General features: G+C 43.8%; 31 protein-coding genes. 14 read left to right on the top strand and 17 right to left on the bottom strand.

What is annotated here, in order from left to right; genetic code table 11:
* Nucleotides 1–180 precede the first annotated feature (180 nt).
* Nucleotides 181–1,623 (bottom strand): sensor domain-containing diguanylate cyclase, encoded by a 1,443-nt coding sequence (locus tag R7E00_RS02790; protein ID WP_262605995.1) that lies wholly within the window; start codon nt 1,621–1,623, stop codon nt 181–183.
* 203 nt (nt 1,624–1,826) lie between these two features.
* On the bottom strand, nt 1,827–2,114 hold the full coding sequence (locus tag R7E00_RS02785; RefSeq protein WP_017821594.1) for an alternative ribosome-rescue factor A: 288 nt from the start codon (nt 2,112–2,114) through the stop codon (nt 1,827–1,829).
* 365 nt (nt 2,115–2,479) lie between these two features.
* On the opposite strand from R7E00_RS02785, the gene R7E00_RS02780 reads away from it, so the two are divergent.
* From R7E00_RS02780 to R7E00_RS02765, 4 genes are all read left to right on the top strand, one after another.
* The gene (locus tag R7E00_RS02780) at nt 2,480–2,689 is read left to right on the top strand and encodes a cold-shock protein (protein WP_005375625.1); all 210 of its coding nucleotides are present in this window, start codon (nt 2,480–2,482) and stop codon (nt 2,687–2,689) included.
* Nucleotides 2,690–2,778: 89 nt separating this feature from the next.
* The gene (locus R7E00_RS02775; protein WP_005375627.1) at nt 2,779–3,324 is read left to right on the top strand and encodes a YaeQ family protein; all 546 of its coding nucleotides are present in this window, start codon (nt 2,779–2,781) and stop codon (nt 3,322–3,324) included.
* A complete protein-coding gene (locus tag R7E00_RS02770) occupies nt 3,311–3,853 on the top strand; it encodes a hypothetical protein (RefSeq protein WP_017635869.1) in 543 nt (180 codons plus the stop codon). Before R7E00_RS02775 ends, R7E00_RS02770 begins: the two co-directional genes overlap by 14 nt.
* A 111-nt stretch (nt 3,854–3,964) precedes the next feature.
* Entirely contained in the window at nt 3,965–4,324 is a 360-nt protein-coding gene (locus R7E00_RS02765) for a glutaredoxin family protein (RefSeq protein ID WP_213879507.1), read from the top strand.
* Between the two features lie 191 nt (nt 4,325–4,515).
* Here R7E00_RS02765 and R7E00_RS02760 read toward each other — a convergent pair whose 3' ends face one another.
* Entirely contained in the window at nt 4,516–5,142 is a 627-nt protein-coding gene (locus R7E00_RS02760; protein WP_031777209.1) for an OmpA family protein, read from the bottom strand.
* Between the two features lie 282 nt (nt 5,143–5,424).
* On the opposite strand from R7E00_RS02760, the gene R7E00_RS02755 reads away from it, so the two are divergent.
* Nucleotides 5,425–6,057, top strand: coding sequence for a thiol:disulfide interchange protein DsbA/DsbL (locus R7E00_RS02755; protein WP_005375635.1), 633 nt, complete (start codon nt 5,425–5,427; stop codon nt 6,055–6,057).
* Nucleotides 6,058–6,070: 13 nt separating this feature from the next.
* Nucleotides 6,071–6,544, top strand: a complete 474-nt coding sequence (locus tag R7E00_RS02750; protein ID WP_005375638.1) for an FKBP-type peptidyl-prolyl cis-trans isomerase — start codon at nt 6,071–6,073, stop codon at nt 6,542–6,544.
* Nucleotides 6,545–6,626: 82 nt separating this feature from the next.
* On the opposite strand, the gene cyoE is transcribed toward R7E00_RS02750, so the two are convergent.
* From cyoE to R7E00_RS02730, 4 genes are read right to left on the bottom strand one after another with little or no spacing between them, the layout of a single operon-like run.
* Entirely contained in the window at nt 6,627–7,526 is a 900-nt protein-coding gene (gene cyoE, locus R7E00_RS02745; RefSeq protein ID WP_262605994.1) for a heme o synthase, read from the bottom strand.
* Nucleotides 7,519–8,538 (bottom strand): COX15/CtaA family protein, encoded by a 1,020-nt coding sequence (locus tag R7E00_RS02740; protein ID WP_033906821.1) that lies wholly within the window; start codon nt 8,536–8,538, stop codon nt 7,519–7,521. Before R7E00_RS02740 ends, cyoE begins: the two co-directional genes overlap by 8 nt.
* 11 nt (nt 8,539–8,549) lie before the next feature.
* Complete coding sequence (locus tag R7E00_RS02735) at nt 8,550–9,086, bottom strand: hypothetical protein (protein WP_033906820.1); 537 nt, start codon at nt 9,084–9,086, stop codon at nt 8,550–8,552.
* Nucleotides 9,076–9,867, bottom strand: a complete 792-nt coding sequence (locus R7E00_RS02730) for an SURF1 family protein (RefSeq protein WP_199267669.1) — start codon at nt 9,865–9,867, stop codon at nt 9,076–9,078. The genes R7E00_RS02735 and R7E00_RS02730 overlap by 11 nt, the downstream gene beginning before the upstream one ends.
* On the opposite strand from R7E00_RS02730, the gene R7E00_RS02725 reads away from it, so the two are divergent.
* The gene (locus tag R7E00_RS02725; RefSeq protein ID WP_005375504.1) at nt 9,866–10,102 is read left to right on the top strand and encodes a DUF2909 domain-containing protein; all 237 of its coding nucleotides are present in this window, start codon (nt 9,866–9,868) and stop codon (nt 10,100–10,102) included. The genes R7E00_RS02730 and R7E00_RS02725 overlap by 2 nt on opposite strands.
* A gap of 24 nt (nt 10,103–10,126) precedes the next feature.
* Here R7E00_RS02725 and R7E00_RS02720 read toward each other — a convergent pair whose 3' ends face one another.
* The 4 genes from R7E00_RS02720 to coxB are packed head-to-tail and all read right to left on the bottom strand — an operon-like array spanning nt 10,127 to nt 14,414.
* Nucleotides 10,127–11,011: a cytochrome c oxidase subunit 3 gene (locus R7E00_RS02720; RefSeq protein ID WP_171344122.1), complete on the bottom strand. Its 885-nt coding sequence runs from the start codon at nt 11,009–11,011 to the stop codon at nt 10,127–10,129.
* 51 nt (nt 11,012–11,062) lie between these two features.
* Entirely contained in the window at nt 11,063–11,602 is a 540-nt protein-coding gene (locus tag R7E00_RS02715) for a cytochrome c oxidase assembly protein (protein ID WP_005385211.1), read from the bottom strand.
* Nucleotides 11,603–11,622: 20 nt separating this feature from the next.
* On the bottom strand, nt 11,623–13,254 hold the full coding sequence (gene ctaD, locus R7E00_RS02710) for a cytochrome c oxidase subunit I (protein WP_005375510.1): 1,632 nt from the start codon (nt 13,252–13,254) through the stop codon (nt 11,623–11,625).
* A complete protein-coding gene (gene coxB / locus R7E00_RS02705; protein WP_136976477.1) occupies nt 13,251–14,414 on the bottom strand; it encodes a cytochrome c oxidase subunit II in 1,164 nt (387 codons plus the stop codon). Before coxB ends, ctaD begins: the two co-directional genes overlap by 4 nt.
* 330 nt (nt 14,415–14,744) lie before the next feature.
* Between coxB and R7E00_RS02700 the strand changes: the two genes are divergently transcribed.
* Complete coding sequence (locus R7E00_RS02700) at nt 14,745–16,439, top strand: phospho-sugar mutase (RefSeq protein ID WP_025768465.1); 1,695 nt, start codon at nt 14,745–14,747, stop codon at nt 16,437–16,439.
* Nucleotides 16,440–16,538: 99 nt separating this feature from the next.
* On the opposite strand, the gene R7E00_RS02695 is transcribed toward R7E00_RS02700, so the two are convergent.
* The gene (locus tag R7E00_RS02695; protein WP_115386734.1) at nt 16,539–16,961 is read right to left on the bottom strand and encodes a GNAT family N-acetyltransferase; all 423 of its coding nucleotides are present in this window, start codon (nt 16,959–16,961) and stop codon (nt 16,539–16,541) included.
* A 79-nt stretch (nt 16,962–17,040) separates the two neighbouring features.
* Entirely contained in the window at nt 17,041–17,673 is a 633-nt protein-coding gene (locus R7E00_RS02690) for a LysE family translocator (protein WP_115386735.1), read from the bottom strand.
* Between the two features lie 229 nt (nt 17,674–17,902).
* On the opposite strand from R7E00_RS02690, the gene R7E00_RS02685 reads away from it, so the two are divergent.
* From R7E00_RS02685 to R7E00_RS02675, 3 genes are all read left to right on the top strand, one after another.
* Nucleotides 17,903–18,730 carry an AraC family transcriptional regulator gene (locus R7E00_RS02685; RefSeq protein ID WP_258624830.1) on the top strand — a complete coding sequence of 276 codons (828 nt, stop codon included), beginning with the start codon at nt 17,903–17,905 and terminating at the stop codon, nt 18,728–18,730.
* Nucleotides 18,731–18,809: 79 nt separating this feature from the next.
* On the top strand, nt 18,810–19,520 hold the full coding sequence (locus R7E00_RS02680; protein ID WP_025768466.1) for an AzlC family ABC transporter permease: 711 nt from the start codon (nt 18,810–18,812) through the stop codon (nt 19,518–19,520).
* Nucleotides 19,520–19,831 (top strand): AzlD domain-containing protein, encoded by a 312-nt coding sequence (locus R7E00_RS02675; RefSeq protein ID WP_005385193.1) that lies wholly within the window; start codon nt 19,520–19,522, stop codon nt 19,829–19,831. The genes R7E00_RS02680 and R7E00_RS02675 overlap by 1 nt, the downstream gene beginning before the upstream one ends.
* On the opposite strand, the gene R7E00_RS02670 is transcribed toward R7E00_RS02675, so the two are convergent.
* Both R7E00_RS02670 and R7E00_RS02665 read right to left on the bottom strand, forming a co-directional pair.
* Nucleotides 19,828–20,442, bottom strand: coding sequence for a fumarylacetoacetate hydrolase family protein (locus tag R7E00_RS02670; RefSeq protein ID WP_017635857.1), 615 nt, complete (start codon nt 20,440–20,442; stop codon nt 19,828–19,830). The two genes, R7E00_RS02675 and R7E00_RS02670, sit on opposite strands and share 4 nt — an antisense overlap.
* Before the next feature lie 221 nt (nt 20,443–20,663).
* On the bottom strand, nt 20,664–21,722 hold the full coding sequence (locus tag R7E00_RS02665) for a porin (protein WP_042521502.1): 1,059 nt from the start codon (nt 21,720–21,722) through the stop codon (nt 20,664–20,666).
* 609 nt (nt 21,723–22,331) lie between these two features.
* On the opposite strand from R7E00_RS02665, the gene R7E00_RS02660 reads away from it, so the two are divergent.
* The 3 genes from R7E00_RS02660 to R7E00_RS02650 all read left to right on the top strand — a co-directional run bounded on the left by R7E00_RS02660 (nt 22,332) and on the right by R7E00_RS02650 (nt 25,283).
* Complete coding sequence (locus R7E00_RS02660) at nt 22,332–23,303, top strand: porin (RefSeq protein ID WP_005375535.1); 972 nt, start codon at nt 22,332–22,334, stop codon at nt 23,301–23,303.
* A 464-nt stretch (nt 23,304–23,767) separates the two neighbouring features.
* The gene (locus tag R7E00_RS02655) at nt 23,768–24,625 is read left to right on the top strand and encodes a DMT family transporter (RefSeq protein WP_005375542.1); all 858 of its coding nucleotides are present in this window, start codon (nt 23,768–23,770) and stop codon (nt 24,623–24,625) included.
* A 43-nt stretch (nt 24,626–24,668) separates the two neighbouring features.
* On the top strand, nt 24,669–25,283 hold the full coding sequence (locus tag R7E00_RS02650) for a glutaredoxin domain-containing protein (RefSeq protein ID WP_017635855.1): 615 nt from the start codon (nt 24,669–24,671) through the stop codon (nt 25,281–25,283).
* 126 nt (nt 25,284–25,409) lie between these two features.
* Here R7E00_RS02650 and R7E00_RS02645 read toward each other — a convergent pair whose 3' ends face one another.
* Nucleotides 25,410–25,544: a hypothetical protein gene (locus tag R7E00_RS02645; RefSeq protein ID WP_017635854.1), complete on the bottom strand. Its 135-nt coding sequence runs from the start codon at nt 25,542–25,544 to the stop codon at nt 25,410–25,412.
* A gap of 133 nt (nt 25,545–25,677) precedes the next feature.
* Nucleotides 25,678–26,025 carry a hypothetical protein gene (locus R7E00_RS02640; RefSeq protein WP_005391198.1) on the bottom strand — a complete coding sequence of 116 codons (348 nt, stop codon included), beginning with the start codon at nt 26,023–26,025 and terminating at the stop codon, nt 25,678–25,680.
* Nucleotides 26,026–26,032 lie beyond the last annotated feature (7 nt).

Here is a 26,032-nt window from a genome sequence, read left to right as displayed (position 1 = left end):
ACTGCTTCTATGATAAAAACGTGAGCAGGTGGGGGGTTATATATATGAAAGTGCAAGTATTTGTACGCAAATTGGCCTCAAAGAAAACAACGCAACGTGATCGTTAACGCTTACCACGTTACTCTGACTAAAACTTTGAGGCTTGAGGATGGTTTGAAGTATCAGTTGAATTAGCGAGATCTAATTCACTTGACGAAGCGCAGGTTGAAGCTGACAGTCTGTTATAACTTGGAAAACTGCACGATTCTTTCCTTCAGACTTACCTTGATACATCAACTCGTCAGCATCTTGCAAGCTCACGATGTGGGTAAACTCAGGATAGTAAGCACAACCCAAACTGATACTCAAATGAATTGCTTCTCCACCCAGTATAACAGGCTGATCGTAAACTGCTTTACAGAGCATATTGGCAAAATTGAGCGCTTCTCGCTCTGACAGAGAAGACGTAACGAGTGCGAACTCTTCTCCTCCAATTCTCGCCAATGTCATTCGGTCATCAGTCATCGACTTAGCGGCTTCTGCGATGGCAACTATTGCTCGGTCTCCAGCAAGGTGGCCATATCGATCATTGATTGATTTAAAATCATCAATATCAAACACCATCACCGTTAAGTTTCGCTTCAAATGATTCAGTAGCGCCAATTGCTCAATCAGGTGTCTACGGTTGTATAGCTTTGTGAGAGAATCCGTCAACGTCATCTCCAGCAATTGCTGATTGGCAATCGTTAATTGCCTTGTCCGAAGAGCAACCATACGTTTGAGGGCAAAAATATGATAAAGCGTTGCGACCGCCATAATGAAAATAGCAATAGGGAAAAGATAAAGTGGATAAACCGTTTTCACCACACTCCAACGGGTGAGGATCCGCTCACGATCCGTATCGATGACTTTTTCAAACGCTCGTGATACCTCTAAAATGGAAGTTGCACTGTGCATTCCTGCTGCAATCCGAAGATCTTTACTATACAAGCTAATTGTCGGGACAAACATACCCGCTCCCGGCGTGGTTGCCATATAAAAGTTAGCAACTTGCAGGTCTGCAACAAAGTACAGCACCTTTTTATCGACGGCTGCTTGTATCATCGAATCATTGTTAATGTACTCTGCAATAGGTGCATTTGGATAATTCGTCTGAACAAACTCAGACTCGTAACTTCCTTTAACAACGCCAATTGGCAGCGTCATTTCGCCAGTTAAAACACTCCTGATATCAACCGAAAGTACATCTTTATTTACGTACAGTTTGGTTTGGATAGGCATTATGACTGCGCCAAAGTCCATATACTTCGCTCTTTCGGGCGAGTAGACAAGTCCTCCGTGAAAGTCAGCCTTACCCTCTTTTACGGCTTGTAAAGAAGCATCCCAATCCAAAAGGAGAAACTGAACGTCGATTTGGTTGTTCGCCGCGTACTCTTTCCAAAAGTCGATTAAAATACCTTTAGGTTCACCATCTGGGCTAAGGTAAGAGAACGGCTTCCACGCTTTGGAGTTAGCAACAATTAAAGAATGAGACTCTGATTTGTGCGCATGCGCCATCGGACAAATGGACAGCCACACTAGTAATAAAGAAGCACACGCTTTTTTACATTTGCAACCATAAGTACCATAACTCGTCGATGACATACCTACTTCTCACCAGTCTTTTTAAACCATAATCTCGGCTGTTTGATTAGACTAAAGATATAGTAGAGTTGCATAAGACAGGAAGTGACGCTTATTGATATGAATCTAACTTAGTAAGTTTTAGTACTTAATTGGTACTTTCAACGCCTGGTTCGCTGAAGCAGTTGAAGCAGTTGAAGCAGTACATAATAAATTAGGAAAACTTATCTGGTACTAAAAAATTGAATATCATCAGTTTTGCAAACACCTAGTACCAATAAAAAAGCCCTATTCAAAATCCACCTTGGGGAGAACTTTGAATAGGGCTCTTTGCCTCTATGCTTCATTTTACGGCTGAAGCTACCTTTACCTTTTTTCGCTTTAACGACTCGTGTTTGGAACAGCTGACTGGTAACAACCGCTTTTAACGCGTTGTCTTTGATTTCACCTCTGCCGAAGTCGGTCTCATGTTGTGAGCCACTCGGTTGAGGACTGATTTTACGCTTTGCCATAAATCCTCCTTAATGGTCGAACCAGATTGGACAATAATTATGTAAATAAGTCAAATTTATAGATTTAGTTGAATTTTATGCTAAAAAACTTCACATCACCGTCATTTATTTGAAATTTAATCAAAAACATGCTGGTTAAATAGTGACTAAATACAAATATTTGTCCATAAAGCACTAATATATGTTGACTCTTCGTGGAATTAACCTAGACTCAAACACGGCTAGAAAGAAAGTTCTTTGTTTTCACATTTCGTTGGATTACTTGTAACCCGTCGTCCTGTGGTACGCAATAGCAATTTATTTTTCCACGCTATAAGCGCCGTTGAGGCGAAAGATTACATTATTTAGATATTTAGGAAATAGACATGTCTAACACAGCTACTGGCACAGTTAAGTGGTTCAACGAAACTAAAGGCTTCGGTTTCATTCAACAAGAAAACGGTCCTGACGTATTTGCTCACTTCTCTGCAATCACTGGTGACGGCTTCCGTACTCTAGTTGAAGGCCAGAAAGTAGAATTTGTTATCTCTCAAGGTCAAAAAGGCCCTCAAGCAGAGCAAATCAAAGTACTTTAATTCTTAAAGAATTTGATACGATAGCCAGCTTTTAAAGCTGGCTATTTTTTTGCCTAAAACTTATTTTGCCAACAAAACGATATAAATCTATGGCTCTTAAACCAACCATTTACAAATTTCGTATCGCCATTTCCGATATGAATAATGACTATTACGATTCTAAAAATCTAACTATCGCCCTTCACCCTTCTGAAAAGCCGCAACGAATGTTGGCTCGCATTCTAGCTTACTGTTTAAATGCTCAAAGCAATCTAGAGTTTACAAAAGGACTCTCTACGATTGAAGAGCCTGATTTATGGCATGTTGGCGATGATCAAAGCATTACTCACTGGATTGAAATTGGCGAACCAGAACCAGACAGAATTAAGAAAGCTTCTCGCCTCGCAAAGCATGTAAAAGTTTACACTTATAACACCAAAGCGGCTGTCTGGTGGGACAAAATGTCAGGAAAGTTCTCAATGCTTCCCGTCAACGTAGAGAGCTTTGACTATGACGCTATCGACTTGATTTGTCAGCATCTTGACCGAGGTACTAGCCTTTCTGTTATGATTACTGGCAGCTCAATTTTTGTTGATATCAATGATCAACATATCGAAGTAACGGTGAAGGAACTAAAAAACCATGACGTCTCTTAGTGAACTGAGTCAAGAGATGGGATTTGAAGAAATCCCCTTTGTTAAAGAACATAAAGCAGCAAAGCGACGTTGGTTAAAAGAACAGTCACAACTATTTACAAAAGTTTGTGAGAACAAACCCACAACAGCACCTACTCTTCACCTGCTTGGCCTTTTGACCAAATCACATATTGAAGCAAGTGCTAACTACGAGCAACATGCTCACTCTACCCAGCGTATGCAGCAAGTTCTGACTGACTCCTTGGGTAATGAGCACGCGGATAAGTTTACTAACCAATCTGCTGAAGACCTAATCTTAGTCACCCACCTTTGGTTATACACGCAAGGCTATTTAAATATGGATTTCAGCTTGGCGCACGATCATGCCGAGCAGACTCAAAATACATTGCAGCACGAACTTGTCATGAAACGCATGGACGTTGATGCATTCAGAACCGAACTCATGCAAAGTTTTTATCAAGGTAAAGAAGCCCGTCCGGCTTCAGCAAGTGGCTTTTGGGGTTGGTTTAAACGTCTATTTTCCGCATAAAATACATGGTTTTATCCACTTCAAACAACTGATAGACTTCACGCTCAGTGCAACAAGCATCATGATTGCATTCTTAAAGGACAATTACCCAATGAACATCAAGGGATCATTATGAAGTTTATCCGTTGGATTTTAGGCAAGGTTATCTTATTGCTGAACGCGGTGTTCTCACCTCGTGGTATTAAGCGCACCGCAGAAGAACAGCAACGTATTGATGAAAAAGCGAAACAATACGCACTTTACCAATTTGAAGCCTGCCCTTTTTGCGTAAAGGTCCGCCGTGCAATGAAGCGTCAATCGGTGAACATTGAGCTACGTGATGCAAAAAATAACCCGACTCATCGAGCTGAACTAGAGCAACGTGGTGGGCGAGTTAAAGTCCCTTGCCTTCGTATCGAAAAAGATGGCGAAACACAGTGGTTATACGAGTCATCGGACATCGTCGCTTACGTTGAAAAAGAATTTGCCTAAGTTCCCCCTATGAACATTGGCGGATGTAAAAGAGGCACCTAACGGTGCCTCTTTTCTATTTTTTCTAGCTAGATGTTGCCGTGCGAGCTTTCCTTATTCAGTCTTCTTGCTCAACTCCGAACTTAAACTCCATTAAGCAAATAACGAGTATGCGAGAACAACACAACGAAGATTACCGCCCAACGTCTGCGTTATTCATCCACGATCAATGTTAGCTCTACGCGCCGATTGCAAGCTTTACCACTTGCTGTCGCATTGCTGCACTTCGGTACATACTCTCCGAAGCCTCTAGAAAACACTCGTTGACGTGGAATACTCGTCGCCAATAGTTGTTTTTCTACTTCACGAGCTCGCTTTTCAGATAGCGTGTCGTTGAAGCTTTCAGCTCCCGTGCTATCCGCATGACCATCAATCACGACATCAACATCAGTTCTTCCCGCCAGATAGTGACCAATGTTTCGAATCCAGTCTTGAGATTGAGCCGATAACCGTGCAGAACCCGTTTGAAAATGCACTTGCTCTTTCAAACGTATCATCAGGTGACCACCACTGAGCGTCTCGTGAGGAATGTTATGCCTGCTCAGGAACATTTCCAGAGAGGTCACGTTTTGCGACTTTTTTACTGACGCCCTCGCCGTTTGATATGAACGAGGGGAAGAAGCCACATTGGATGCGCTCGGGTATCCCCATTCTGGGTGTCTCAGCTCTGTGTTTGATTTAGGAGCTGTATCTAAAATGTCCCCACCTGGGACCATATCTTGATCGAGGCTACTGCACCCGGCCAGAATGCCACAAACAATTAAAAACCAATGCTTCATACCATTACCAACGTAGAAAAACTCTTGTTCATTGTGTCGACAAAACACGCCGAATCTTTAGCGCTTTTGTCCACCGATTGGTTTGTCTATGCAGCGTTCATGCCACTGGAGTCAATGCAAAATCATCTCTCAAATAAAACGCAACACTAAAATACCCTACCCTTGCAGCCCATACGTCAGGCTAAGTCTGTTACCAATGGTCTCACTTTATTGTTATTTAATGGTTTTAGTCACTATCGTTAACCGATAAACTAACGCAAATTTCTCATTTAGAGCCCTACTATGTTAAAAACCATATCGAAAGGCTTTGCTGTTGTTGTTGCCGTAATGGCTTTGTCGGCATGCGATAGCGGCAAGAGTCAGCCTCAGCAAGGCAAACAATACGAAGTTTTGCCAGTATCCCTTGAAGAATATGATTTAGCTCCCCTGACTGAAGCATTCTCTTTAACTTGTGGCCACTGCCGCTCAATGGAAGAGTTTGTCCCTCAAATTGAATCATTGACCGATCAAAGCGTTGAAAAAATGCATGTAACGTTCAATGAAAGTGCACAAGTGAGCGCCATCATCTTCTATACTGCCGTAATGCAGCTTGAATCAACACCAGATAAAGCGTTTATGGCGGATCTTTTTACTGCTGTGCAAATGGGTGCCGATGCAACGGCTGAGGAACGCCAAATCGCTGTTGAGAAAGCCTTTGAGTCTCGCAACCTTATCAGCCCTTACCATTTAGATGAAGCTCAGCAAAAAACGCTGTTTGAGTACATCACTAAGGCAGAAGCGATCACGACTCGCGGCCAAATTAACTCCGTTCCAGCCTTTATCGTAAACGGAAAATATCAAGTGATTACTGGTGGTCATGACAGCGTTGAAGCCATGGCAGAAACCATCAACTTTTTGCTAAAACAACCTAAATAGACAAGGAGATTACGTGTCTAAATTTTTGTTTCCTCTTATTATTTTTATTTTGGCGGGCTTTTTCATTTACCGTACTTGGACAAACCATAAAGTAGCAGATGAAAACTTTGCCAAAGGCCAAGCATTCTTACTAGAGAATGCGAAAAAAGAAGGCGTCATCACAACAGAAAGTGGCCTTCAATACATGGTTCTTGAAAAAGGCGAAGGTGAGGTTCACCCAACTGCAACAAGTAAAGTAAAAGTACACTACCACGGCACCCTGATTGATGGCACGGTATTCGATAGCTCTGTTAATCGTGGTGAGCCGATTTCATTTGGTCTTAACCAAGTCATTAAAGGCTGGCAAGAAGGTCTACAATACATGGTAGAAGGTGAGAAAATCCGCCTTTTCGTACCAAGCACGCTTGGCTATGGTAAGAGTGGCTCTGGCCCAATTCCACCAGCAAGTGTTTTGATCTTTGATGTTGAGCTGCTAGAAATTCAATAAATCTAGAAAGCTTTGTCTTAAAGCCAAAGTATCAAAACCAAAAACGCCGCGAACCACGCGGCGTTTTCTGCTTTAAGAGAGGTTAAAAACCAATATAGTGATCCGAAAGCAATGCAATGAACAACGCCAAAAGATGATAGATAGAGAATTTAAACGTCTCCATCGCGGTATTTGGCTCTGGTGCATATTTTAGCTTCCATGCATGGTACATAAGGCCAGCATTGAGGAGTAGCGAGGCAAAAAGATACACCACGCCGACCATACCAACCAAAACCGGTAGGACACAAACCAAAGTCAATAGCACCGTATACAACAGAATAGAAGTTTTGGTGTACTCAATGCCGTGTGTCACTGGCAGCATGGGAATATCTACCTTGCGGTAATCCTCGACACGATGAATAGCCAGAGCCCAAAAATGTGGTGGCGTCCAGATAAAAATGATCATCACGAGCAGCCAAGCATTCGCATGTAATTGCCCTGTTACAGCAGTCCAACCGAGAAGAGGCGGCATCGCACCGGCAATCCCTGCAATGACGATATTTTGGGGCGTAGCACGTTTGAGGTACATTGTGTATACCATCGCATAGCCGAGCAAACTCATCAAAGTCAACCATGCCGTCAGCGGGTTGACCATCGCATAGAGAAGTACAAACCCTAAGACACCTAAAACTGTAGCGAAGGCTATCACCGATGATGGCTTAGTCTCACCCGATGGCAATGGTCGTTTGTGTGTGCGTGCCATTCTCGCATCAATTCGGCGGTCAATTAGATGATTAAACGCTGCCGCAGACCCTGCCATCAGACCAATCCCCGTTAGGCCAACTACCGCCTGCAACCAGGGGAAATCATCAACCGGGGCTAAGCTCATCCCTACTACTGCCGTCACCAACATTAACGCCACCACTTTAGGTTTCGTTAACTTCAAATAAACTGAACTTAGTCGCTTTCGCCCATTTAACGACAGCGCGATTTCTTTACTCATAGCGAACTCCTTTCGCGGTGTAATTCCAAGCCGTTTTACCCTGCCACAAGTAAAACTGGCTAACACAAACGAGACTCAACATAACAGCGGCACCAAGGTTGTGCGCCACCGCGACATAGATAGGAAGTTGAAATACTACGTTGCTTACACCCAGCATAATTTGGCACACCAGAGTGAATAACAACCACCCTCCGATTCTCTGTGAATGATGAGAATCTTGCCTCATAAGCCCAATACTATAAGCCAATACCACGGTGGCGGTAACAATAGCACCTATACGATGAGTGACGTGTATAGTCATTCTTGCCGGATACTCCAAGACACCAAATTCATAATTCTCGAATCCAGTTTGCCAGAAAGAAAACGCTTCTTTCCATGAGAGATGGCTCATCCAGTCTCCCTCACAAATCGGCAGTGTGGTACACATCAGCGCAGCATAATTTGACGAAGTCCATCCTCCAAGGAGCACTTGCACCAAAACAACCAGGAAAACCAACAATGAAAAGCCTCTCAGAGAGCTAGAAGATGGAGAGAAATAGAGATTGTTTTGCGCTTTTAATTGGCAGTAAAAAATCGCCTGTAACGCCAATAAAACAAAACCACCGAGCAAGTGAAGCATCACGATGACGGGCATTAATTTAAGAGTAACTGTCCACATTCCCAAAAGTGCCTGCCCAATCACCAATACGCTGAGCAACATCGGAATGGTTGAATTTACACGCTCAGACCTTATTGATATCGCTGCCATCGCAAAAATGACTAAACCTAACGTTCCTGCAAAATAGCGATGAATCATCTCAAGCCATGCTTTCTCATGCTCTACTGCCCGCTCGGGGAAGTTCAGGTTAGCACGTATGACGTCTTCTTCTTGATGCGGCACAGAAAAGTGCCCATAACAACCAGGCCAGTCCGGGCAACCTAACCCTGCATCTGAAAGGCGAGTATATGCCCCTAGCATGATCACCACGAGAGTTAGGAGCAAACTGAATCTAACCAACTGAATTAATTTCATATGCACTTCCTCTAACCGACTCGTGACAGTTTTAAGAGCTTGCGTAAGTCCGCCAACATACCTTTATTCATTAGGACTAAGTCCTCATTTGGTTTCGGCGAGTAAGACATCACCAGTTGCCCAAGAGGATCAACGATCAACATTTGCCCAGGTTTCACTTTAGCGGTAACCAATTCATTCATTTGCATCGCTAACATCGATACTTCCATGGGATCTGAATGCTCAGTCTGCCAAACGACTGGCACTACTCGCTCTTGATACTTACCTAAAGCAACATGGCTTTGCTGAAGCAGGTAAAGCTGCTGTTTACACTGTTCAGTGCATTCGTTAGGCAATACATAAGCGAGTTGCCAACCATGGTCTTTGAGAGGTGACTCTTGACCAAGCTGCTCTAACGTCGTGTATGGTTCGACTAACTCGCCTCTATTGGTCACTCCGCTTTGATACCACCCTTGTGTGAGAATGACTTTTGCAATGACAGCGGGAAGCGCGAACGTACAAACCAGCGCAATCAACATTAGTCGTCCTTTGGTTACTTTAGATGTCATGCTTCACCTCCATGTGACGCAACTTTTTTTGCCAACGAACAAAAACAATTAAAGTCAGTAATAAGAAAACACCTGCCATCGAAAACCATTGAATCGAATAGCCGAAATGTTTGGCACTATTGAGTGGCAATGGATTCCAAGGAAAGTCATAGGGCCAACGAGTTAAATTGTCTGGCTGCAAGACTGCGGGCATAAGTTCAATATTCAGTAGCTGATTCAATTGCGCGATGTTTAGGTTTTGCACGCGAATAACATCGCCAACTTCCGGCATTAACTCTGAGCTCAGTGGATTAGTAGATTTTCGGTACAGGCGTCCTGTGATGAAAATCGAATTATCGAGTTTGGTGACCGTTGGTAACATTGAGCGATCTGCTCTTCCCTCGACAAAACCAAGCTCCAATAACGCATAGGTACTAGGCTCATCGCTCGTCAATACAATCTGAAATGCTAAATATCCCACACTGCCTTGATGCGTTTGGTTGTCTAACAAAATTACGGGAAACGCCTGAGGAACAACATTAACTTCCACTTTTTTCCCGAGGATACTTTCCTCTCGCCAGTCGTTGTCTTCAAGAACGACGCTTAGTGCTTGGTACGCACTATCCGCACGCGCGAGAATGGCTTGTTCCAATGCTTGTTTTTCTTGCCCTCTCTCAAACTGCCAAAAACCCAGTTTGACCAAAAGAGAAAACACAACCACAGTTAAACCAACTGCAACCCAAAACCGTTTCGATAGCCATAATTGTCTTGATAACAACAATGATGAAACCGGAGGTGCCATGTCCACCGTATTTCTATTCAAACTGACGCTTGTCCTTTTGCTGCTTTTCATTATCTTCAACCTCGCAAAAGCGCTTATCGAAATGGTTCGTGAAGACCCAGATAATCCTGAAAAAAGAGACAAACCCATGAGTCATTACTTAGGCCGTCGAGTCATGTTCTCCGCTTTGGTGGTCGTCCTTTTGCTTATTGCGCTCAGCTCGGGTTGGCTAGCACCAAACCCTCGCCCTTATTAGTCGAACCAAGAGTTCACACTGCGCCTAAAGTACGTAAACAAACACAAACAGACATAACCAAACCACATCCACGAAATGCCAATACCAGCTGCCGGCTTGAAAGGCAAAATGGTTCTTTGGCGAAAAGTGATCTTTAGCGATTCTGAACAGCAGCACGATTAAGAAGATAGTCCCAAGACAAACGTGTAAACCGTGGAATCCCGTCAACATGAAGAACGTGTTACCGTAAATACCGGACTGCAACGTGAGCCCTATGTCTTGATAAGCATGAATATACTCAACCGCTTGGTAATATAGGAAAAAGCCAGCAAGTACGATGGTTATCTCTAACCAAACAATCAGTGCCGTTCTTTTGTCTTGTTCAAGGCTTATATGCGCCATATGTAGCGTAATAGACGACAATAGCAGCAAAATAGTATTGGTAAGGGGTATGCCCTGCCACGGCATAGCTTGTGTTGTTTCTCCCCCCGGTGTCAGTGTGAGTGGCCACATCGCTTCGAAGGTTGGCCACAGGACTTCGTTGGTCATGAAGTTATTATCTGCCCCACCTAACCAAGGCACAGAAATCATTCTGGCGTAAAACAAGGCACCAAAAAAGGCACCAAAAAACATCACTTCAGAAAAGATAAACCAGCTCATTCCTTGGCGAAAAGAACGAGTAATTTGCGAGCTGTATTTTCCACTCAGTGATTCAGTAATCACATTACTAAACCAACCAGCCAACATGTAAAGCAAGAACAAGAAGCCCACCGCTAGCACAATGCCACCAATGGTTCCCACTGCACCGTCACTTTGTGTCCCCTGGACGGTCATGCCTGCGCCAACAGCAACCAAAAACAGAGCAAATGCACCGATGATCGGCCAGCTACTTTGAGCGGGAACATAATATGTTCCTGGCTTGTTACTCATAATTTCTCTCCTTACTGACCAACCTTGGTCTGTATCTCTCTCCCTGAGTGGCTAAGAGCCTGTAGGAGGGGGAAGTTTATAGAGTGTGTAAGACAGCGTTAACGTGTGTATAGACTCCGGCAAGTCCGGTTCGATATAAAAAATCAACGGCATTTGAGCTTGCTGTTTACCATCCAGAGGCTGCTGGTTAAAGCAAAAACACTCAATCTTATTGAAGTAAGCAGCTCCAGTCCCGGGAGAAACAGAAGGAACGGCTTGCCCCACCAACTTCTGCCCGCTTTCATTAAATGCAAGGTATTCGGTTTGTACGACTTCACCTGGGTGAACATCCATCGAAATCACTTTGGGTCTAAACTCCCAAGGCATATCTGGGCTGACATGCGCCATAAACTCCACGCGAACAGTTCGGCTCATGTCCGGTTGCATACCTGTCGGTTGAATGGCGGCTACTTCACTTGTCTTTCCATTGATTCCCAGTGCGTCGCACATCACGTCATAAAGTGGGACCAGTGCATAGCCGAAGCCAAACATTAACAGGGTCGCCAAAAGCAACTTCACTGTGAGCTTCTTGTTTGATGGATTCGGTTTCATGTCACTCACCCCACTCTTTGCTAGTCAATCTTAGGCGGTGTAGTAAACGTATGATGCGGCGCAGGGCTTGGCACTGTCCACTCTAAGCCTTCCGCACGTTCCCACGGTTTTGCAGAGGCCTTTTCCCCGCCACGAATACACTTGATCACCAACCATAAGAAGATCAGTTGTGACAACCCGAATGCAAACCCACCAATTGATACTATTTGATTAACATCAGCAAACTGAATGGCGTAATCCGGTATGCGTCTTGGCATGCCCGCTAAGCCTAGGAAGTGCATTGGGAAAAACAGGACATTGACGGAAATAATTGAGCACCAGAAATGCCATAAACTCAGCTTGTGGTCGTACATATTGCCCGTCCACTTAGGTAGCCAGTAGTATGCCGCTGCCATGATCGAGAATACCGCACCAGATACCAACACATAATGGAAATGGGCAACCACGAAGTAAGTGTCATGATATTGGAAATCCGCCGGCACAATCGCCAACATCAGTCCCGAGAAGCCGCCAATAGTAAAAAGCACAATAAAGGCAATGGCAAACAACATTGGCGTTTCAAATGTCAGAGCTCCACGCCACATGGTGGCAACCCAGTTAAAGACTTTAACTCCCGTTGGTACCGCAATCAGCATAGTGCAATACATAAAGAAGAGCTCAGCAAAAACTGGCATCCCCGTGGTAAACATGTGGTGCGCCCACACAAGGAAAGATAACAATGCAATGCTGCACGTCGCGTAAACCATCGAATGATAACCAAACAGCTTCTTACCACTGAAAGCAGGCAGAATGGCGGAGATGATTCCAAACGACGGTAAAATCATGATGTACACTTCTGGGTGACCAAAGAACCAAAAGATGTGTTGGAACATTACCGGGTCACCACCACCAGCTGCGTCAAAGAAGCTAGTCCCGAAATATTTGTCAGTAAGAACCATGGTCACCGCACCCGCTAATACCGGCATAACCGCGATTAGCAAGAAAGCGGTAATTAACCAAGTCCAAACAAACATTGGTAACTTGAACCAAGTCATTCCCGGAGCTCGCATATTTACGATCGTCACGATAACGTTGATCGCGCCCATAATGGAGCTGATACCCATGATATGCACAGAGAATACAAACAGCGCAGTGCTATCTGGGCCATAAGTCGTGGACAGCGGAGCATAAAACGTCCAACCAAAATCAGGACCGCCACCAGGTAAAAACAACGAGCTCAACAAAATAAGAAATGCAAAAGGTAAGATCCAAAAGCTCAAGTTGTTCATACGCGGCAGCGCCATATCTGGAGCGCCGATCATCATCGGGATCATCCAGTTAGCAAGACCCGTAAATGCTGGCATCACCGCACCAAATACCATTACTAAACCGTGTACCGTGGTCATTTGATTAAAAAACTGCGGATCGACTAGCTGTAGCCCTGGCTGGAACAGTTCGGCACGAATGATCATAGCCATCGCACCACCTGTTAGAAACATCGCAAAGCTAAACCAAAGGTAGAGGGTGCCTATGTCTTTATGGCTTGTAGAATACAACCAACGAGTGATGCCCTGGGGTGCATGATGCTCGTGACCATCATCAATCGCAATCGTACTGTTCGCACTGGCTTCTGCTGGCGCAGACTTCACTGCCTTATCTATTGGCTTACTCATATTTCCTCCTTAGCACTGCCTTGTGCCTTAAAGGCATTCACATCGGATGCTTGCACTGTATCGCCAGTATCGTTGCCCCATGCATTTCGTTGATATGTGATAACCGCGCCAATTTCTTTGTCACTTAACTGATTAGAAAAAGCCTGCATTGCGGTGCCAGGGCGACCGTTGACAATAATATCTATGTGCTCTGTAACATCTCCGGTTGCAATAGGACTGCCTTTAATCGCGGGAAATGCACCCGGAATCCCCTCACCATTTGCCTGATGACACACAGCGCAACGCGCCGTGTATATCGATTCGCCTTGCGACATCAATTCGCCCATAGATAAGTCTTGAGAGAGCGCTTCTTGTGCCGCCGCTTTTTGAAGTGCGAGTTCTTGCTTCTTACTCGCTAGCCATTCATCGAACTTTTCTTCTTCCATCGCATGCACCACCACTGGCATAAATCCGTGTGCACGACCACATAGCTCCGCACATTGGCCGCGATATACGCCTGGCTCATCAATTCTTGTCCATGCTTCATTAATAAAACCTGGAATGGTGTCTTTCTTGACGGCAAAGTCCGGTACCCACCAAGAGTGAATGACATCATCAGAAGTCATCAAAAAACGCACTTTGCGATTCACAGGCAACACCAAAGGGTTGTCTACTTCCAGTAAGTAATGTGCGCCTTTAGCTTCGATTCCATCAATTTGTTTTTGGCTGGTGGCAAGCAAACTAAAAAACTCAACATCTTCGCCAAAATAGCTGTAATGCCATTTCCATTGCGAGCCTGTGATCTTGACCGTGATATCCGATTGGCTTGTATCTTCCATTGCTACTAGAGTTTTTGTTGCGGGAATAGCCATAGCGACAAGAATGATGATGGGTATGACCGTCCAAATAATTTCCACTTTTGTACTTTCATGGAAATGTGCGGCAACTGCTCCTTTTGACTTGCGATGACGGAAGATGGAATAGAACATCACACCAAAAACAATCAAAGCAATTACACAGCAGATATAGAAAATCAGCATATGTAATTCATACACTTGCCCACTTATCTCTGTGACCCCTTTTGTCATGTTGTAGTCATTTTCCTTTGACCAACCAAAAGAGGAAAATGTGATTAAAATCACATTCAGTGATAAGGCTAGAGTAGTCGTTAATCTTTTCAAAAGATCTCTCCTCTGCTCAGCCGCTACGCCTACGCGAGCTTCCTTGCGTCCCGATGCAAATATCGAACAACTTTACGAAAAATCACAAAAACTACGATTTCGACACGGTTTGTTATATTTATGTTAAAAGGCTAGTTATAGTTCCAAGGTTCTTCAAGAAATTAAATATGATTAAATTTTGTTCGGATAAGAAAAATTAATTCGGTTTATCGATTGCCCTCTTTGAAATGTAATTGAGAACCATTTACATTGATTTAAAAGAAAACATTGAGATACTTACCAAACGAAGTGTCCAAGAAAGTAGGCTCCACCTACTAAGGAATGACTGATATGACAGCACTAATTACTCAATGGCTAGAACGAGACCCTGATCCTAAGACTCGTGAAGAGCTACAACACCTCGTCGATACGAACAATGAACAAGAACTTACTGATCGCTTTGGCTCACGCCTTGCCTTTGGTACTGCAGGCTTACGTGGAAAAGTGGGCGCAGGTCCAAACCGAATGAACCGCTTGGTGATTCAAGAGACCGCCACTGGTTTAGGGAACTATTTGCTTGAGCAAGTCAAAGATGCCGCGAGTCGTGGTGTCGTTATTGGCTACGACGGTCGTCCCGATTCAAAACAATTCGCGCATGATACCGCCTCCGTACTGACGGCCCTTGGTATCAAGGTTTACCTAACGTATGACGTTGCAGCAACCCCAATTGTCGCGTTTGGTGTCCGTACATTGAATGCAGCGGCCGCTGTTGTTGTTACTGCCAGTCACAATCCACCAGAATACAATGGCTTTAAAGTATATTGGGAGAATGGCGCACAGATTATTCCTCCACACGACTCTGGAATCGCAGCGAAAATTGATGACGCAACAACGAAGCCATTACCTTTAATGTCTCTCGATGATGCAAAACAGCACGGTTTGTTAGTTTGGTTGGAAGACGACTACTACCAAACTTACCGTAAGACAATGAATGAAAACGCGCTGCTTACTCCTGACAACAACACCGATATTTCTATCGCTTACACTGCGATGCATGGCGTTGGCGCGAATATGGCGGAAACGCTACTTGCCGACGCAGGCTTCCAAAAAGTGGCAAGTGTTAAGGAACAGCGCGAACCTGATGGAAGCTTCCCAACCGTCAACTTCCCAAACCCTGAAGAAGCCGGTGCAATGGATATGGTGATGGCGTTAGGTAAGTCCGTAGATGCCGATATCGCTTGCGCTAACGATCCAGATGCGGACCGTTTTGCCGTGGCAGTTAAACGCCCAGATGGCGAGTATCAAATGCTAACGGGTGATCAGGTGGGCTCACTGTTTGGCGATTACTTGTTGGAACAGCAACCTAACGCTTTGGTTGGCAACACCATCGTATCCTCAAGAATGCTGAGCAGCATCGCTAAGGCGCATGGCGCACAATACTATCAAACATTAACTGGCTTTAAATGGCTTACTAACGTTGCCATGGAACAAGAGACAGAAACCAACCCATTCTTGTTTGCTTATGAGGAAGCGCTCGGTTATACCGTGGGTAACAAGGTGTGGGATAAAGATGGTTTATCTGCAATCGTCGCGTTTTCACAGCTAACAGGCAAGCTTAAAGCGCAAGGCAAAACACTGTGGGATAAACTGGAAGAGCTGTACCGCGAGCACGGTTTCTACTTCAACGCGCAACGCAGCATTGCTCTCGACCCGAACTCTCCACCAATCGGCGACAAACTCCGAGCAAATCCACCAACAGAGATTGCTGGTAAAAAAGTTGCAGTAACCGAAGATCTAAAAACATCGGTTCGCATGTTTGACGACGGCTCTGAAGAATCCATTGACTTACCAGCAAGTGACGTATTGATTTATCACCTAGAAGATCAATCACGCGTGATTGTTCGTCCTTCTGGTACTGAGCCAAAACTAAAATGTTACTACGAAGTCATCAACCTCTTCCCTGCGGATATGAGCTATGAACAAGCACAGCAAGCAGCAGAAGCGAAGATGAACGAACTTATCGACGCGCACCAGCAAAGTTTGTAAGTCAAAGAGAAACATAGATATTTTATACAACAAGAGGCGCAAATTCGCGCCTCTTTTTTTGATTTTAACTAGAACAAGTCAAGCTAACCCGTGCTTTCCCTAGCCTACAATTTCCTTTTGTAGAAAGTACTTGTGGATGCCCTCTGCAGGATAGCCTGAGTACTGCCCCACTTTCTCAAAACCTAATTTGATATAGAACTCAAGAGCTTGAAAGCTGTAGGTATCCAAATAAACATGGGTAACCCCATGAGGCTTTACTTTTTGTTCTAGCATCGACATTAATTGGCTACCGAGACCAGAGGTTCGATTTTCAGCGTCTACCCACAAAAACTCAACAAACACCGTATTTTTAAACATTTCGCCAGTCAAGCCACCCATGATCTTGCCATTCTCATCTTTTGCGAAACAGCCTACAGCATGCACTTCCCCTTCTGGTAAATGCAGTCGGTTATAAGATCGAATACCTTCACGAACAAAATCAAGGTCTGTTTGATCTGGATTTAAACAAAATTCAAGCTTCATATACCCTCTCCTTAGGAAACACCAATATCCTAAAACAAAAAGCCAGCAATTGCTGGCTTTCTGATGGAATATGATAACTTTACAAGGCGAAACTACTCAGCATCCACAACGCCAGAATAACAAACACTAACCCCATTAGTTTATGCTGATACGTGCGGAATTTTTCGTTCTCGAGCAGCCCTTTGCCCAATGTGCCTGCTAACCCAACAAGTAATAAATTGAATGACAAGCCAAGAACGTTCAACAATAACCCTAGCGCTAGCATCTGCTCACCGGAAGATGCCGTGATATTGCTTGAGACAAACTGCGGCAAAAACATTACAAAAAAGACCAAGGCTTTAGGGTTAAGCAAATTACTCATCAAAGCACGCTGATAATAAGTTGATGCCATTTTGTTTTGACCATCAAGCTCTGGAGCCGAAGATGCCTCAGCTCGTAAGCAGTCCCAACCCATTTTTAGCAAGTAAGCGCCACCTAATAGATGAAGGACTTTAAGGGCTATTGGGCTCATGGCAATCAGGGTAGATACGCCCATTGCAGCAAGCAAAGTAAGAATAACACCAGACGTCGCATTGCCTAAGCTAGCAAAAAAACCGACCTTCTTACCGTAACTCATACTAGAGCTCGCTATCAGCAACATATCGGGCCCTGGTAACAGCAACAAAGCCACAACTGCGGTGAGATAAACAGGAAGTACAGATAAATCAATCATGATGGAACCGCTTTTCTACAACAAGGCGGCGAATGTTATACCAACAAAATGACATCATCCAGCCCAAAATAGCCAAGATAAATCAAAAAATAAAAATCATAGTTTGCCCAGCTGAAAAATAGCAATCAATTCGCCTGTTTATCAAAATCGAATAGCAATTTTGTACAAAAATAAGCACGATGGATCCGTTACACTTCTAAAATGATTTTCTTGAGCAGACCGGATAAAGATGAAAGAAAAGAATAAGGAAATCGCTACCTTCAAGATAGCTCAAGAGCTCGGCGGTTTAGAACTTCTCGATGCAAAGTATAAGAAGCAGAATTTTTCACGCCATAGCCACGAAGGTTACACTATTGGTGTCATCGAAAAAGGGGCACAACAATTTTTTAGGACGGGCGGGAATCATATCGCGCCACAGGACAGCATCATCCTTGTTAATGCAGATGAAGTACACAACGGGCATTCAGCCTCGGAAGGCGGCTGGGAATACAAAGCAATGTACCCCGTGCCTCAGCAGTTTCAAACTTTAGGACAAGAGCTTGGTTCACCAAATGTAGCTCTGCCCTATTTCCCTCAACCTGTGGTTTACGATCCTGAGCTGGCTAGTCAGTTACGATTGGTATTTGAAACACTAGAAAAATCAGACAACCGTTTATTGAGAGAAACTTTGGTTTACGGCACGTTGATCAAGCTAGCCAGTAAACACAGCACTCATCGGGCACCACTGAAAGAATCAACCAGAGCTCAGCGACAAGTGCAGCTCGTCAGAGAATTTTTGGAAGACTTTCCACAAACGGACGTCTCACTAGAAGAGCTAGCAAAACTGGCTGGGTTAAGCCCTTTTCATCTGCTGAGAGAATTTCAAAAGCAATTTGGCTTTCCGCCTCATGCCTATCAAATTCAGCAACGTTTACGTATGGCGAAGAAGCTACTAAAAATGGGACAAAAAATTTCAGACGTGGCACAAGAATGCGGCTTCCATGATCAGAGCCATCTGCATCGACACTTTAAAAAAGCCATGGGCGTCACTCCCGGCCAATACGTCCGTCACAGCTAAAGCAGCAATATTGTACAAGGCGTTATGCGACTACCGAGCTATCTTGGTAATCTGATTTAGGAATAAATAAGAAGAAACTATGGACCACACTTTGCCGTTAAAAAAAGAATCAAAAGCCACGCTATTTTGGCAAGGTACACTTGCGATGATGCCTCTGAGTATCGCAGTGCTCCCTTGGGGCTTACTCGCAGGCTCATTCGCAATTGATACTGGGCTTCACCCTTTGGAAGGACAAGCACTATCCGCCATTTTGTTCGCAGGTTCTGCACAGCTCGTCGCGATGGGAATGATTAAAACGGGAGCAGGTCTAGTGACCATGTTACTGACAACGTTTTTTATCACCTCTCGACACTTCCTCTACAGTGTATCGATGCGCAGTAAAATTTCACCGCTCCCTCTAAAATGGCGATTATCACTCGGCTTCTTACTTACTGACGAGCTGTTTGCGATTGTAGGCCATCATTCCGATAAACAATTTAATCGCTGGTATGCACTTGGGGCTGGTCTGAGTTTTTACCTGTTTTGGAATGTCGCGACATTGACGGGCATTATTGCGGGAAGTCTAATCCCTGAACTGAACGAAATGGGTTTGGAATTTGCTGTGGCCGCAACTTTTATCGCAATTGTAGTTCCGACTATTAAAAATGCAGCGGTGCTCGCGAGTGTTCTTGTGGCTTTGGTGAGCTCGGTTGCCCTAACCTATTATCAAATTGAGGGAAGTTTGATGATTTCAAGCATTTTAGCCATGCTTACTGGTTACTTTGTGGAACAAGTAAAGGAGAAACGCTAATGATCATGTTGGCTATTTTACTGATGACGGTACTTGTTTTCACCAGCCGCTACTTGTTTTTAGAACCCAAGCTACCATTGCGATTAGGGACGCGCACTCAAAAAGTACTCAATTACGCTAGCCCAGCAGTACTGACTGCGATCTGGGCACCTATCGTTTTCATTCCCGATGGGGAGCTCAGCGTCAATGTGCAAAACCCATTTTTACTGGCTGCCGTACTGGCTGCTTTAATCGCGTATTTTACTAAAAATGTTCTTTTAACGACGGTTATCAGTATGGTGGTATTTCTCGTTCTACGAATTTGGCTTTAATCCGCCAACCACTCAATCTCCAACAAGGTGACATCGCCACACTTTAATCGACCAAGGAAGATGTCACCTTCATGTACCTCACCAACGCCCTTTGGTGTACCAGTCATCACTACATCGCCATCTTGAAGTGTTGTGTAACTGGTTAATTCATCCAGGATAGTTAGCGGCGGGTAGAGCATTTGGTTAACGTGACCTTTTTGTACACGAACACAGTTAATTAAGAGCTCAAGGTTAAGATCGTTGATATCAATGTTATCCAAAGAGACAAACCGACTAAACACAGCAGAGCCATCAAATGCCTTAGCACGCTCCCACGGCAACCCCTGATTTTTAAGCGAGGATTGCAAACCACGCTTGGTCAGATCCAATCCCAAACCAACCGCTGAATAACGTCCATCCTTGATCAAAAAGCAGATTTCAGCCTCATAATGAAGGGGCTCTTGATGGAATGAACGCAGAGTTGTTGATACGGAAGTTGCGGGTTTATTAAATACCACCATTTGCTCAGGCATTGCATTATTAAGCTCATGAATATGTTCAACGTAATTTCGTCCAACACAAAGCACTTTACCCACTTCTACTTTCTTTTCTTCAACTTGAATAACACTCATCATTCTTCCCTGCAAAACAAAAATCCCATCATAATCTAACCTATTGACTTAACGACACTAAATAGCAACCTCTAGTGTAAAAAATAAGACATTCACCCCGTTTTGAGTTTTGTATCATCTAATTGAAACAGCAAAGTATTTGTAAAACAAATAGACAAAAAAGCCAGCACGAGGCTGGCTTTAGATCAATGAGCTTGAATAATAGTTCTCGCTAAACCCTATTATAGGTAGTAACGAGCACCTAACGCCCATTTGTCATCAGTTTCACGACCATTGTCGTCATTTAGGTCAAACTGGTAACCCGCGTAACCAACAAATTTAGGCGTGAAGTTGTATTCTGCTTGTAGTGCCATTTCTTCACGAGCAGTTTCTGTTTTAGAGCTCTTAAACTCTTTACCTTCCACCATCTCATAGTTAACACTCAAGTTTAGGCTGTTTGCTAGAGCGTATGCGATGATCGCTTCGTACGCATCACTTTCTTCTAAACGGTCGCCTTTTGCACTGAAGTTCATGTTTTCGTTTGAACCATAAACCGCAGCAAGGAATAGGCCTTGGCCGTACGCACCGTAAGATGCTGATACAACGTGTGATTCCGCCGTGTGCTTACCTGCATATGCAGGGTGCTGGAAATCACCGCCATTGTAAGAGTAACCGATTTTAGCGCCCATGATTGAGTAAGAAAGCGCAGCTTGCACACGGTCATCGTATTTAGCACCGCCAGTTATAACTCCAGCATCGTTGCGCGTGTAATCATCGTTTGCACCCTGCCAACCAAGACCAAAGTTGATCACACCCGCTTCACCCAGCTCGATGGCATTACGGTAAGAAAGCATTTTATCCGCACGGCCAGTGCCAAGGTTTCCATGATCGTCATAGATGAAGTCGTTGGCAAACGCGATTGGCATATCTGCAATACCTGCGACATCGTAGTAAGGTGACCATTGCGTACCACCTACTGCACGACCATAAACCTCATGCGTTATACCTAAGTAACCTAGACGAGTTTTAAACGACTCTTCACCACCGTCTAAGTAGTTTAGCGCCCATTCACCACGTGCGTCTGCGGTGAAGCCATTACCCAAATCCTGTGTCGCAGAGATATTGATACGAGGAGAGTTAGTACCCACATCCGTGTCACCTTGCTCTGATCCATTTAAATTAACAGAAACGTGGCCGCCCATCGAAAATGTTGTGCCATCGTTATTATATAGTTCCACTGCAACTGCTTGAGTACCGAAGGTTGCTGCCGCGATTGCCGCTGCTAATAATTTTTTATTCATTTCTAAATCCATTACTTATTAGTTGGTTAGTCAGTTTTAGACCCGGCTTTGGTTCACTTTCGTAAAAACGAAATGATGAACAAAGAGAGGAATACAAAGGCTATCCGAGGCATCGTTTCCACCAGATTAGTTTTACCTTTGTGTAACAACTGCCGACACTTTATTTGATTAGTTCCTGACAACCGAGTGAAAAGATCTCAGACAAAATCTAAAAAGCAATCGTTTACTTAGCCTTCAAGAAATCGAGAAATAAAAACCTTACAATAAGAAATGCTTTAGAGAGAGTTAGCTCACAAATAGCTGATGATTCGCTATTTTTAGGCCAAACTTCCTTGCCAAATTGAAATGTTTACTTACATTTAGGGTCAAGAAACAATTCAGGAACTTTTTGAAAAAAACACAGTCTTCAACGGAGAGGAAAAAACCTCAAAAAAGATAAACCTTTCTTTTTATAAGTGGTATGAGAAGGGGCACTTATTCTCGCCAGCAATAAAAGTGCAATCAAATCATAACTTAACAGAAATCTATCTTTCATTTTCAGCCTTTACCTTAGCGTCATCAACACATCGGGCAAGAAAGCCCATCGATTACAACTAGGGTAATAAGAAAATGAAAAAGGCAGCACTAACTACTGCAATTCTTACAGCATTGGTATCAGCACCATCATTCGCAGCAACTGTATACAAAAACGACGGTACTGAATTAAAAGTTGGCGGCCGCGTTGAGTTTCGTGGTGACTTCATCGGTTCAGACGGTGCTGAAGTTGAAGGTTCTATGGAAGATAAAAGCCGTGCTCGTCTTAACCTAAAAGGTAAAACAGACATCGGCAACGGCCTTTCTGCTTTCGGTGTTTACGAAGCCGAACAAAAAACGGGCAAGAGTGAATTCAAAAACCGCTACATGTATGCAGGCGTCGACTCTGATATCGGTGCTTTCTCTGTAGGTCGTCAAGACATGGCTGCAGTTATCATCTCTGACATGACGGATATCACAGAATTCTCTGGTGTTCAGCAAGTTATTGATTCGTCGTCTGATAAGCAAGACAGCGTTTTCGCATACCGTGGTGCGTTTGATGCACTACAACTTCAAGCAACCTACCAAGCAAACTCTAGCGATAACGAAGATAAATACGGCATCTCTGGAATGTACTCACTACCAATGGGCCTCGACTTTGGTCTTGCATACTCTGGTGGCGATGTAGATAAAGATAACTCTGAAGATCAAATTCTAGGTGGTATCGCTTACTCGATGGACAACCTTTACCTAGCAGGTACTTATTCTCAAGGTTCCCTGACTGACTCTGAAGACTTTACGGCTTACGAGCTAGTCGCAAGCTACAAAGTAGCAAGCAAAGTGACACTTGCAGCTCTATACACAGCTCAAGAGAATGATCCAGACAACGGTTCAAAGTACGACACAGTTGAAGGTATCGAGCTTGTTGGTTACTACAAACTAAACAGCAACTTCCGTACTTACCTGTCTTACTACATCAACCAACTTGATGAAGCAAAAGATGCAACAACAGGTCTAGTAACAGAAGGCGAAGATACACTGCGCCTAGGCGTACGTTACGATTTCTAATTCACTCTTGTCCTAAGAGCGAGTCCACTTGGCCAGCACCTTTGCTGGCCATTTTTTATGTAACCCAACATAACTCGATAAGTTTTCACACTATCCAAGCATCGCTCAGCAATGAAAAACGAGCGTAACGACGCCTACTTCTGCCCTCTTTTAATGCGATTGATCACTAAGTTAGTGCATTTCATCTAATCGACAACATAGAAAAACCAAAAAACCATTTAAAATCAAATACATAAAAGTTGGCACGTGTTCTGCAATATTATTTATGCAAATGCATGGCAGCGTTTGTGCTTCTCGTTCTTTGTACCTGTTATAACAGGCACGTCCTTTGAATTGGTAATGTCGCCTCCCTCTGGGAGGCATTTTTTTATTGGCGCGAAAAACAATAGGACGTATGATCCCGCCACCTCTATCAAACTGGAATTTTTCAATTGAATCATCATCCTGTTCAAGGTGCGTCCTGGATGCTAACAGCTGGCTTGGCATTCGCCATAGTGAACAGCTTCGCCCAAATTGCTAGCATCAACTTTGGTGTCTCCTCCACCACATTTGCGTTATTCCAATATGCAATCGCCTTATTTGTTATTCTGCCCTACCTACGTACACTTGGGATTAGACGTTCTTTAAGAACCCAACACTTTGGCTGGCATGCATTCCGCATTTTTCTCTCTGTTATCGGGATTCAACTTTGGTTATGGGCTCTCGCTTACCCAGTTCCAATTTGGCAAGGTATTGCACTTCTCATGACCTCCCCGTTATTTGCCACAGTTGGTTCTGGCTTGTTACTCAAAGAGAAAGTAGGTACTGCACGCTGGTTAGCGACATTGACGGGGTTTGTTGGTGCCATGATCATTCTTGAGCCTTGGGCAGACTCATTTACATGGGCGACCCTGCTCCCTGTTGGCGCCGCATTTTTCTGGGCAGCGTATTCATTAATGGTAAAAAAAATGTCGGTAAACGATCCGCCTTCAACCATGGTTGTCTATTTATTGCTGCTGATAACACCATTTAATATCTTGTTAGCGATACCGACGTTTACTATGCCAGATACGTGGACGATATGGGGTGTGCTTTTAGCCGCAGGTGCACTTACAGCACTCGCTCAATGGGCTATCGTTAAAGCATATGCAGTAGCAGACGCCTCATTTGTGCAACCATTTGATCACGCCAAACTGCCTTTGAATGTTGTTGCTGGTTGGTTGGTGTTTGGTTGGGTGCCACCTGGTCGTTTATGGTTAGGTGCTGCGATTATTATTGCATCTATTGCGTTTATTACGCATTGGGAAGCGAAAAAGACAAAGTTAGTTGAAAGAAAAATCTAATTTAAAAGTTCTATATTTTCAGGAAAGGAAATGAGGAACCCATATGAGTCAACCAATCAAAATTACACTGTATCGCTGGGCTGGTAGTTGGGGCCCATTCAAAGTCAATATTCCTTGTGGTGAATGTACATTAACCAAAGATATTTTAAAGGATACTTTTGAAAACGAACTAGCCGATGTGCCCGTTGAACTTGAAGTAAAAGATTGGTTATCGCACTGGTGGGAACCATTAAAAGCGGGGGCTTGGCATGCACCCATTCTTCTTGTCGAAGGGAAAGTTATCAGCCAAGGAGAAGCATTGAATCGGGGTGTGCTTGTACAGTCTGTTATTGCTGAGTGGGTAAAACGCGATGAGCTAAAAGGCAACATTGTTTATGGTAAAGCAACTTGCCCTTACTGTGTCAAAGCCAAACAATTACTTGACGAGGCTGGTGTTCAGTATGAGTACCGTGATGTAGTTAAAGACAGCGCCGCCTTATACCGCATGATTCCTGAAGTAAAAGCCATCATTGGCGAAAAAACACCGGTAACAGTGCCGCAAATCTGGTTAGATGGAAAATATATTGGAGGCGCTGACAATTTAGAAAAGTGGTTATCAGCAAAGGGGCTAGATAAAGTGCCTAACAATGTTGTGGAGATACCAAGCCAATCCGCGTAATTCTAGATTTAAATGTCATCAGCCTTTGAGTAGCGTTTGCCAATGTTGTGCAATATGTTGGCTACTTACTAACAACAAAACAGAGAAAAGCAAAAAGCCCTGATTTTTCAATCAGGGCTTTTTAAATTATTTCGCCAGTTTTTTAATAACACGAGCAAAAACAGAAGCTTTTTTCTTCTTCGCTTTACCGTAAAGCGCTTTGTGCATCGCGTCTTTTGCAATCATCTGGCCAATATAAGCACCACCAAGTTCGTTACCCATGACCTTCTCCTGAATGTATTGACTTAACTATGTTGTAATTTTACACCACAATTAGATAAAAACAAGACTCCGGTCACATTTATTTTGTAATTAACTTTCAGTTTAGTTTTCGTGGATTTTTTGAAATGAGCGTCTATCGCTTAGGTTGTTGGTATGTTTTACCCGCTGCGACGTACGTATCTTTCTGTTTGATTTCAAAGAATGTTTCAAAGAACCACGCAGCAAACTTGATCAAGTGATCGCCTTCATTCATGACGTGCTCTACGTATTCTTGCTCTTCTCCGGACTCGTCTTCTTGAGTGGTAATATGGTAAATACGTTTCTCGCCATCAACTTCTGCAAGACCAAACTGACCCGTTAGGGATTGTGCCGCTTGTGCAACTTCTTCTTCCTCACACGCCTTCAAGACTTCGAGTGCCTTTGGCATGCTTTCTTGCTGAGTAATTTCTTTTACCAGTGTTTCAAATTCGTTTTGTTGCATTCTTTCA

The sequence above is a fragment of the Vibrio sp. Vb1755 genome (genome assembly GCF_033338635.1).
GTDB classification, from domain to species: Bacteria; Pseudomonadota; Gammaproteobacteria; order Enterobacterales; family Vibrionaceae; genus Vibrio; species Vibrio alginolyticus.
The sequence above is the reverse complement of the archived record's forward strand: the minus strand, read 5'-3'. Positions and strand labels throughout refer to the sequence as shown.

Excerpts from the sequence above, each read along its gene's own strand:
- R7E00_RS02790 (WP_262605995.1), bottom strand. The coding sequence starts at position 1,623 with ATGTCATCGACGAGTTATGGTACTTATGGTTGCAAATGTAAAAAAGCG.
- R7E00_RS02785 (WP_017821594.1), bottom strand. The coding sequence starts at position 2,114 with ATGGCAAAGCGTAAAATCAGTCCTCAACCGAGTGGCTCACAACATGAG.
- R7E00_RS02780 (WP_005375625.1), top strand. The coding sequence starts at position 2,480 with ATGTCTAACACAGCTACTGGCACAGTTAAGTGGTTCAACGAAACTAAA.
- R7E00_RS02775 (WP_005375627.1), top strand. The coding sequence starts at position 2,779 with ATGGCTCTTAAACCAACCATTTACAAATTTCGTATCGCCATTTCCGAT.
- R7E00_RS02770 (WP_017635869.1), top strand. The coding sequence starts at position 3,311 with ATGACGTCTCTTAGTGAACTGAGTCAAGAGATGGGATTTGAAGAAATC.
- R7E00_RS02765 (WP_213879507.1), top strand. The coding sequence starts at position 3,965 with ATGAAGTTTATCCGTTGGATTTTAGGCAAGGTTATCTTATTGCTGAAC.
- R7E00_RS02760 (WP_031777209.1), bottom strand. The coding sequence starts at position 5,142 with ATGAAGCATTGGTTTTTAATTGTTTGTGGCATTCTGGCCGGGTGCAGT.
- R7E00_RS02755 (WP_005375635.1), top strand. The coding sequence starts at position 5,425 with ATGTTAAAAACCATATCGAAAGGCTTTGCTGTTGTTGTTGCCGTAATG.
- cyoE (WP_262605994.1), bottom strand. The coding sequence starts at position 7,526 with ATGAGTAAAGAAATCGCGCTGTCGTTAAATGGGCGAAAGCGACTAAGT.
- R7E00_RS02740 (WP_033906821.1), bottom strand. The coding sequence starts at position 8,538 with ATGAAATTAATTCAGTTGGTTAGATTCAGTTTGCTCCTAACTCTCGTG.
- R7E00_RS02735 (WP_033906820.1), bottom strand. The coding sequence starts at position 9,086 with ATGACATCTAAAGTAACCAAAGGACGACTAATGTTGATTGCGCTGGTT.
- R7E00_RS02725 (WP_005375504.1), top strand. The coding sequence starts at position 9,866 with ATGTCCACCGTATTTCTATTCAAACTGACGCTTGTCCTTTTGCTGCTT.
- R7E00_RS02730 (WP_199267669.1), bottom strand. The coding sequence starts at position 9,867 with ATGGCACCTCCGGTTTCATCATTGTTGTTATCAAGACAATTATGGCTA.
- R7E00_RS02720 (WP_171344122.1), bottom strand. The coding sequence starts at position 11,011 with ATGAGTAACAAGCCAGGAACATATTATGTTCCCGCTCAAAGTAGCTGG.
- R7E00_RS02715 (WP_005385211.1), bottom strand. The coding sequence starts at position 11,602 with ATGAAACCGAATCCATCAAACAAGAAGCTCACAGTGAAGTTGCTTTTG.
- ctaD (WP_005375510.1), bottom strand. The coding sequence starts at position 13,254 with ATGAGTAAGCCAATAGATAAGGCAGTGAAGTCTGCGCCAGCAGAAGCC.
- R7E00_RS02700 (WP_025768465.1), top strand. The coding sequence starts at position 14,745 with ATGACAGCACTAATTACTCAATGGCTAGAACGAGACCCTGATCCTAAG.
- R7E00_RS02695 (WP_115386734.1), bottom strand. The coding sequence starts at position 16,961 with ATGAAGCTTGAATTTTGTTTAAATCCAGATCAAACAGACCTTGATTTT.
- R7E00_RS02690 (WP_115386735.1), bottom strand. The coding sequence starts at position 17,673 with ATGATTGATTTATCTGTACTTCCTGTTTATCTCACCGCAGTTGTGGCT.
- R7E00_RS02685 (WP_258624830.1), top strand. The coding sequence starts at position 17,903 with ATGAAAGAAAAGAATAAGGAAATCGCTACCTTCAAGATAGCTCAAGAG.
- R7E00_RS02680 (WP_025768466.1), top strand. The coding sequence starts at position 18,810 with ATGGACCACACTTTGCCGTTAAAAAAAGAATCAAAAGCCACGCTATTT.
- R7E00_RS02675 (WP_005385193.1), top strand. The coding sequence starts at position 19,520 with ATGATCATGTTGGCTATTTTACTGATGACGGTACTTGTTTTCACCAGC.
- R7E00_RS02670 (WP_017635857.1), bottom strand. The coding sequence starts at position 20,442 with ATGAGTGTTATTCAAGTTGAAGAAAAGAAAGTAGAAGTGGGTAAAGTG.
- R7E00_RS02665 (WP_042521502.1), bottom strand. The coding sequence starts at position 21,722 with ATGAATAAAAAATTATTAGCAGCGGCAATCGCGGCAGCAACCTTCGGT.
- R7E00_RS02660 (WP_005375535.1), top strand. The coding sequence starts at position 22,332 with ATGAAAAAGGCAGCACTAACTACTGCAATTCTTACAGCATTGGTATCA.
- R7E00_RS02655 (WP_005375542.1), top strand. The coding sequence starts at position 23,768 with ATGCTAACAGCTGGCTTGGCATTCGCCATAGTGAACAGCTTCGCCCAA.
- R7E00_RS02650 (WP_017635855.1), top strand. The coding sequence starts at position 24,669 with ATGAGTCAACCAATCAAAATTACACTGTATCGCTGGGCTGGTAGTTGG.
- R7E00_RS02645 (WP_017635854.1), bottom strand. The coding sequence starts at position 25,544 with ATGGGTAACGAACTTGGTGGTGCTTATATTGGCCAGATGATTGCAAAA.
- R7E00_RS02640 (WP_005391198.1), bottom strand. The coding sequence starts at position 26,025 with ATGCAACAAAACGAATTTGAAACACTGGTAAAAGAAATTACTCAGCAA.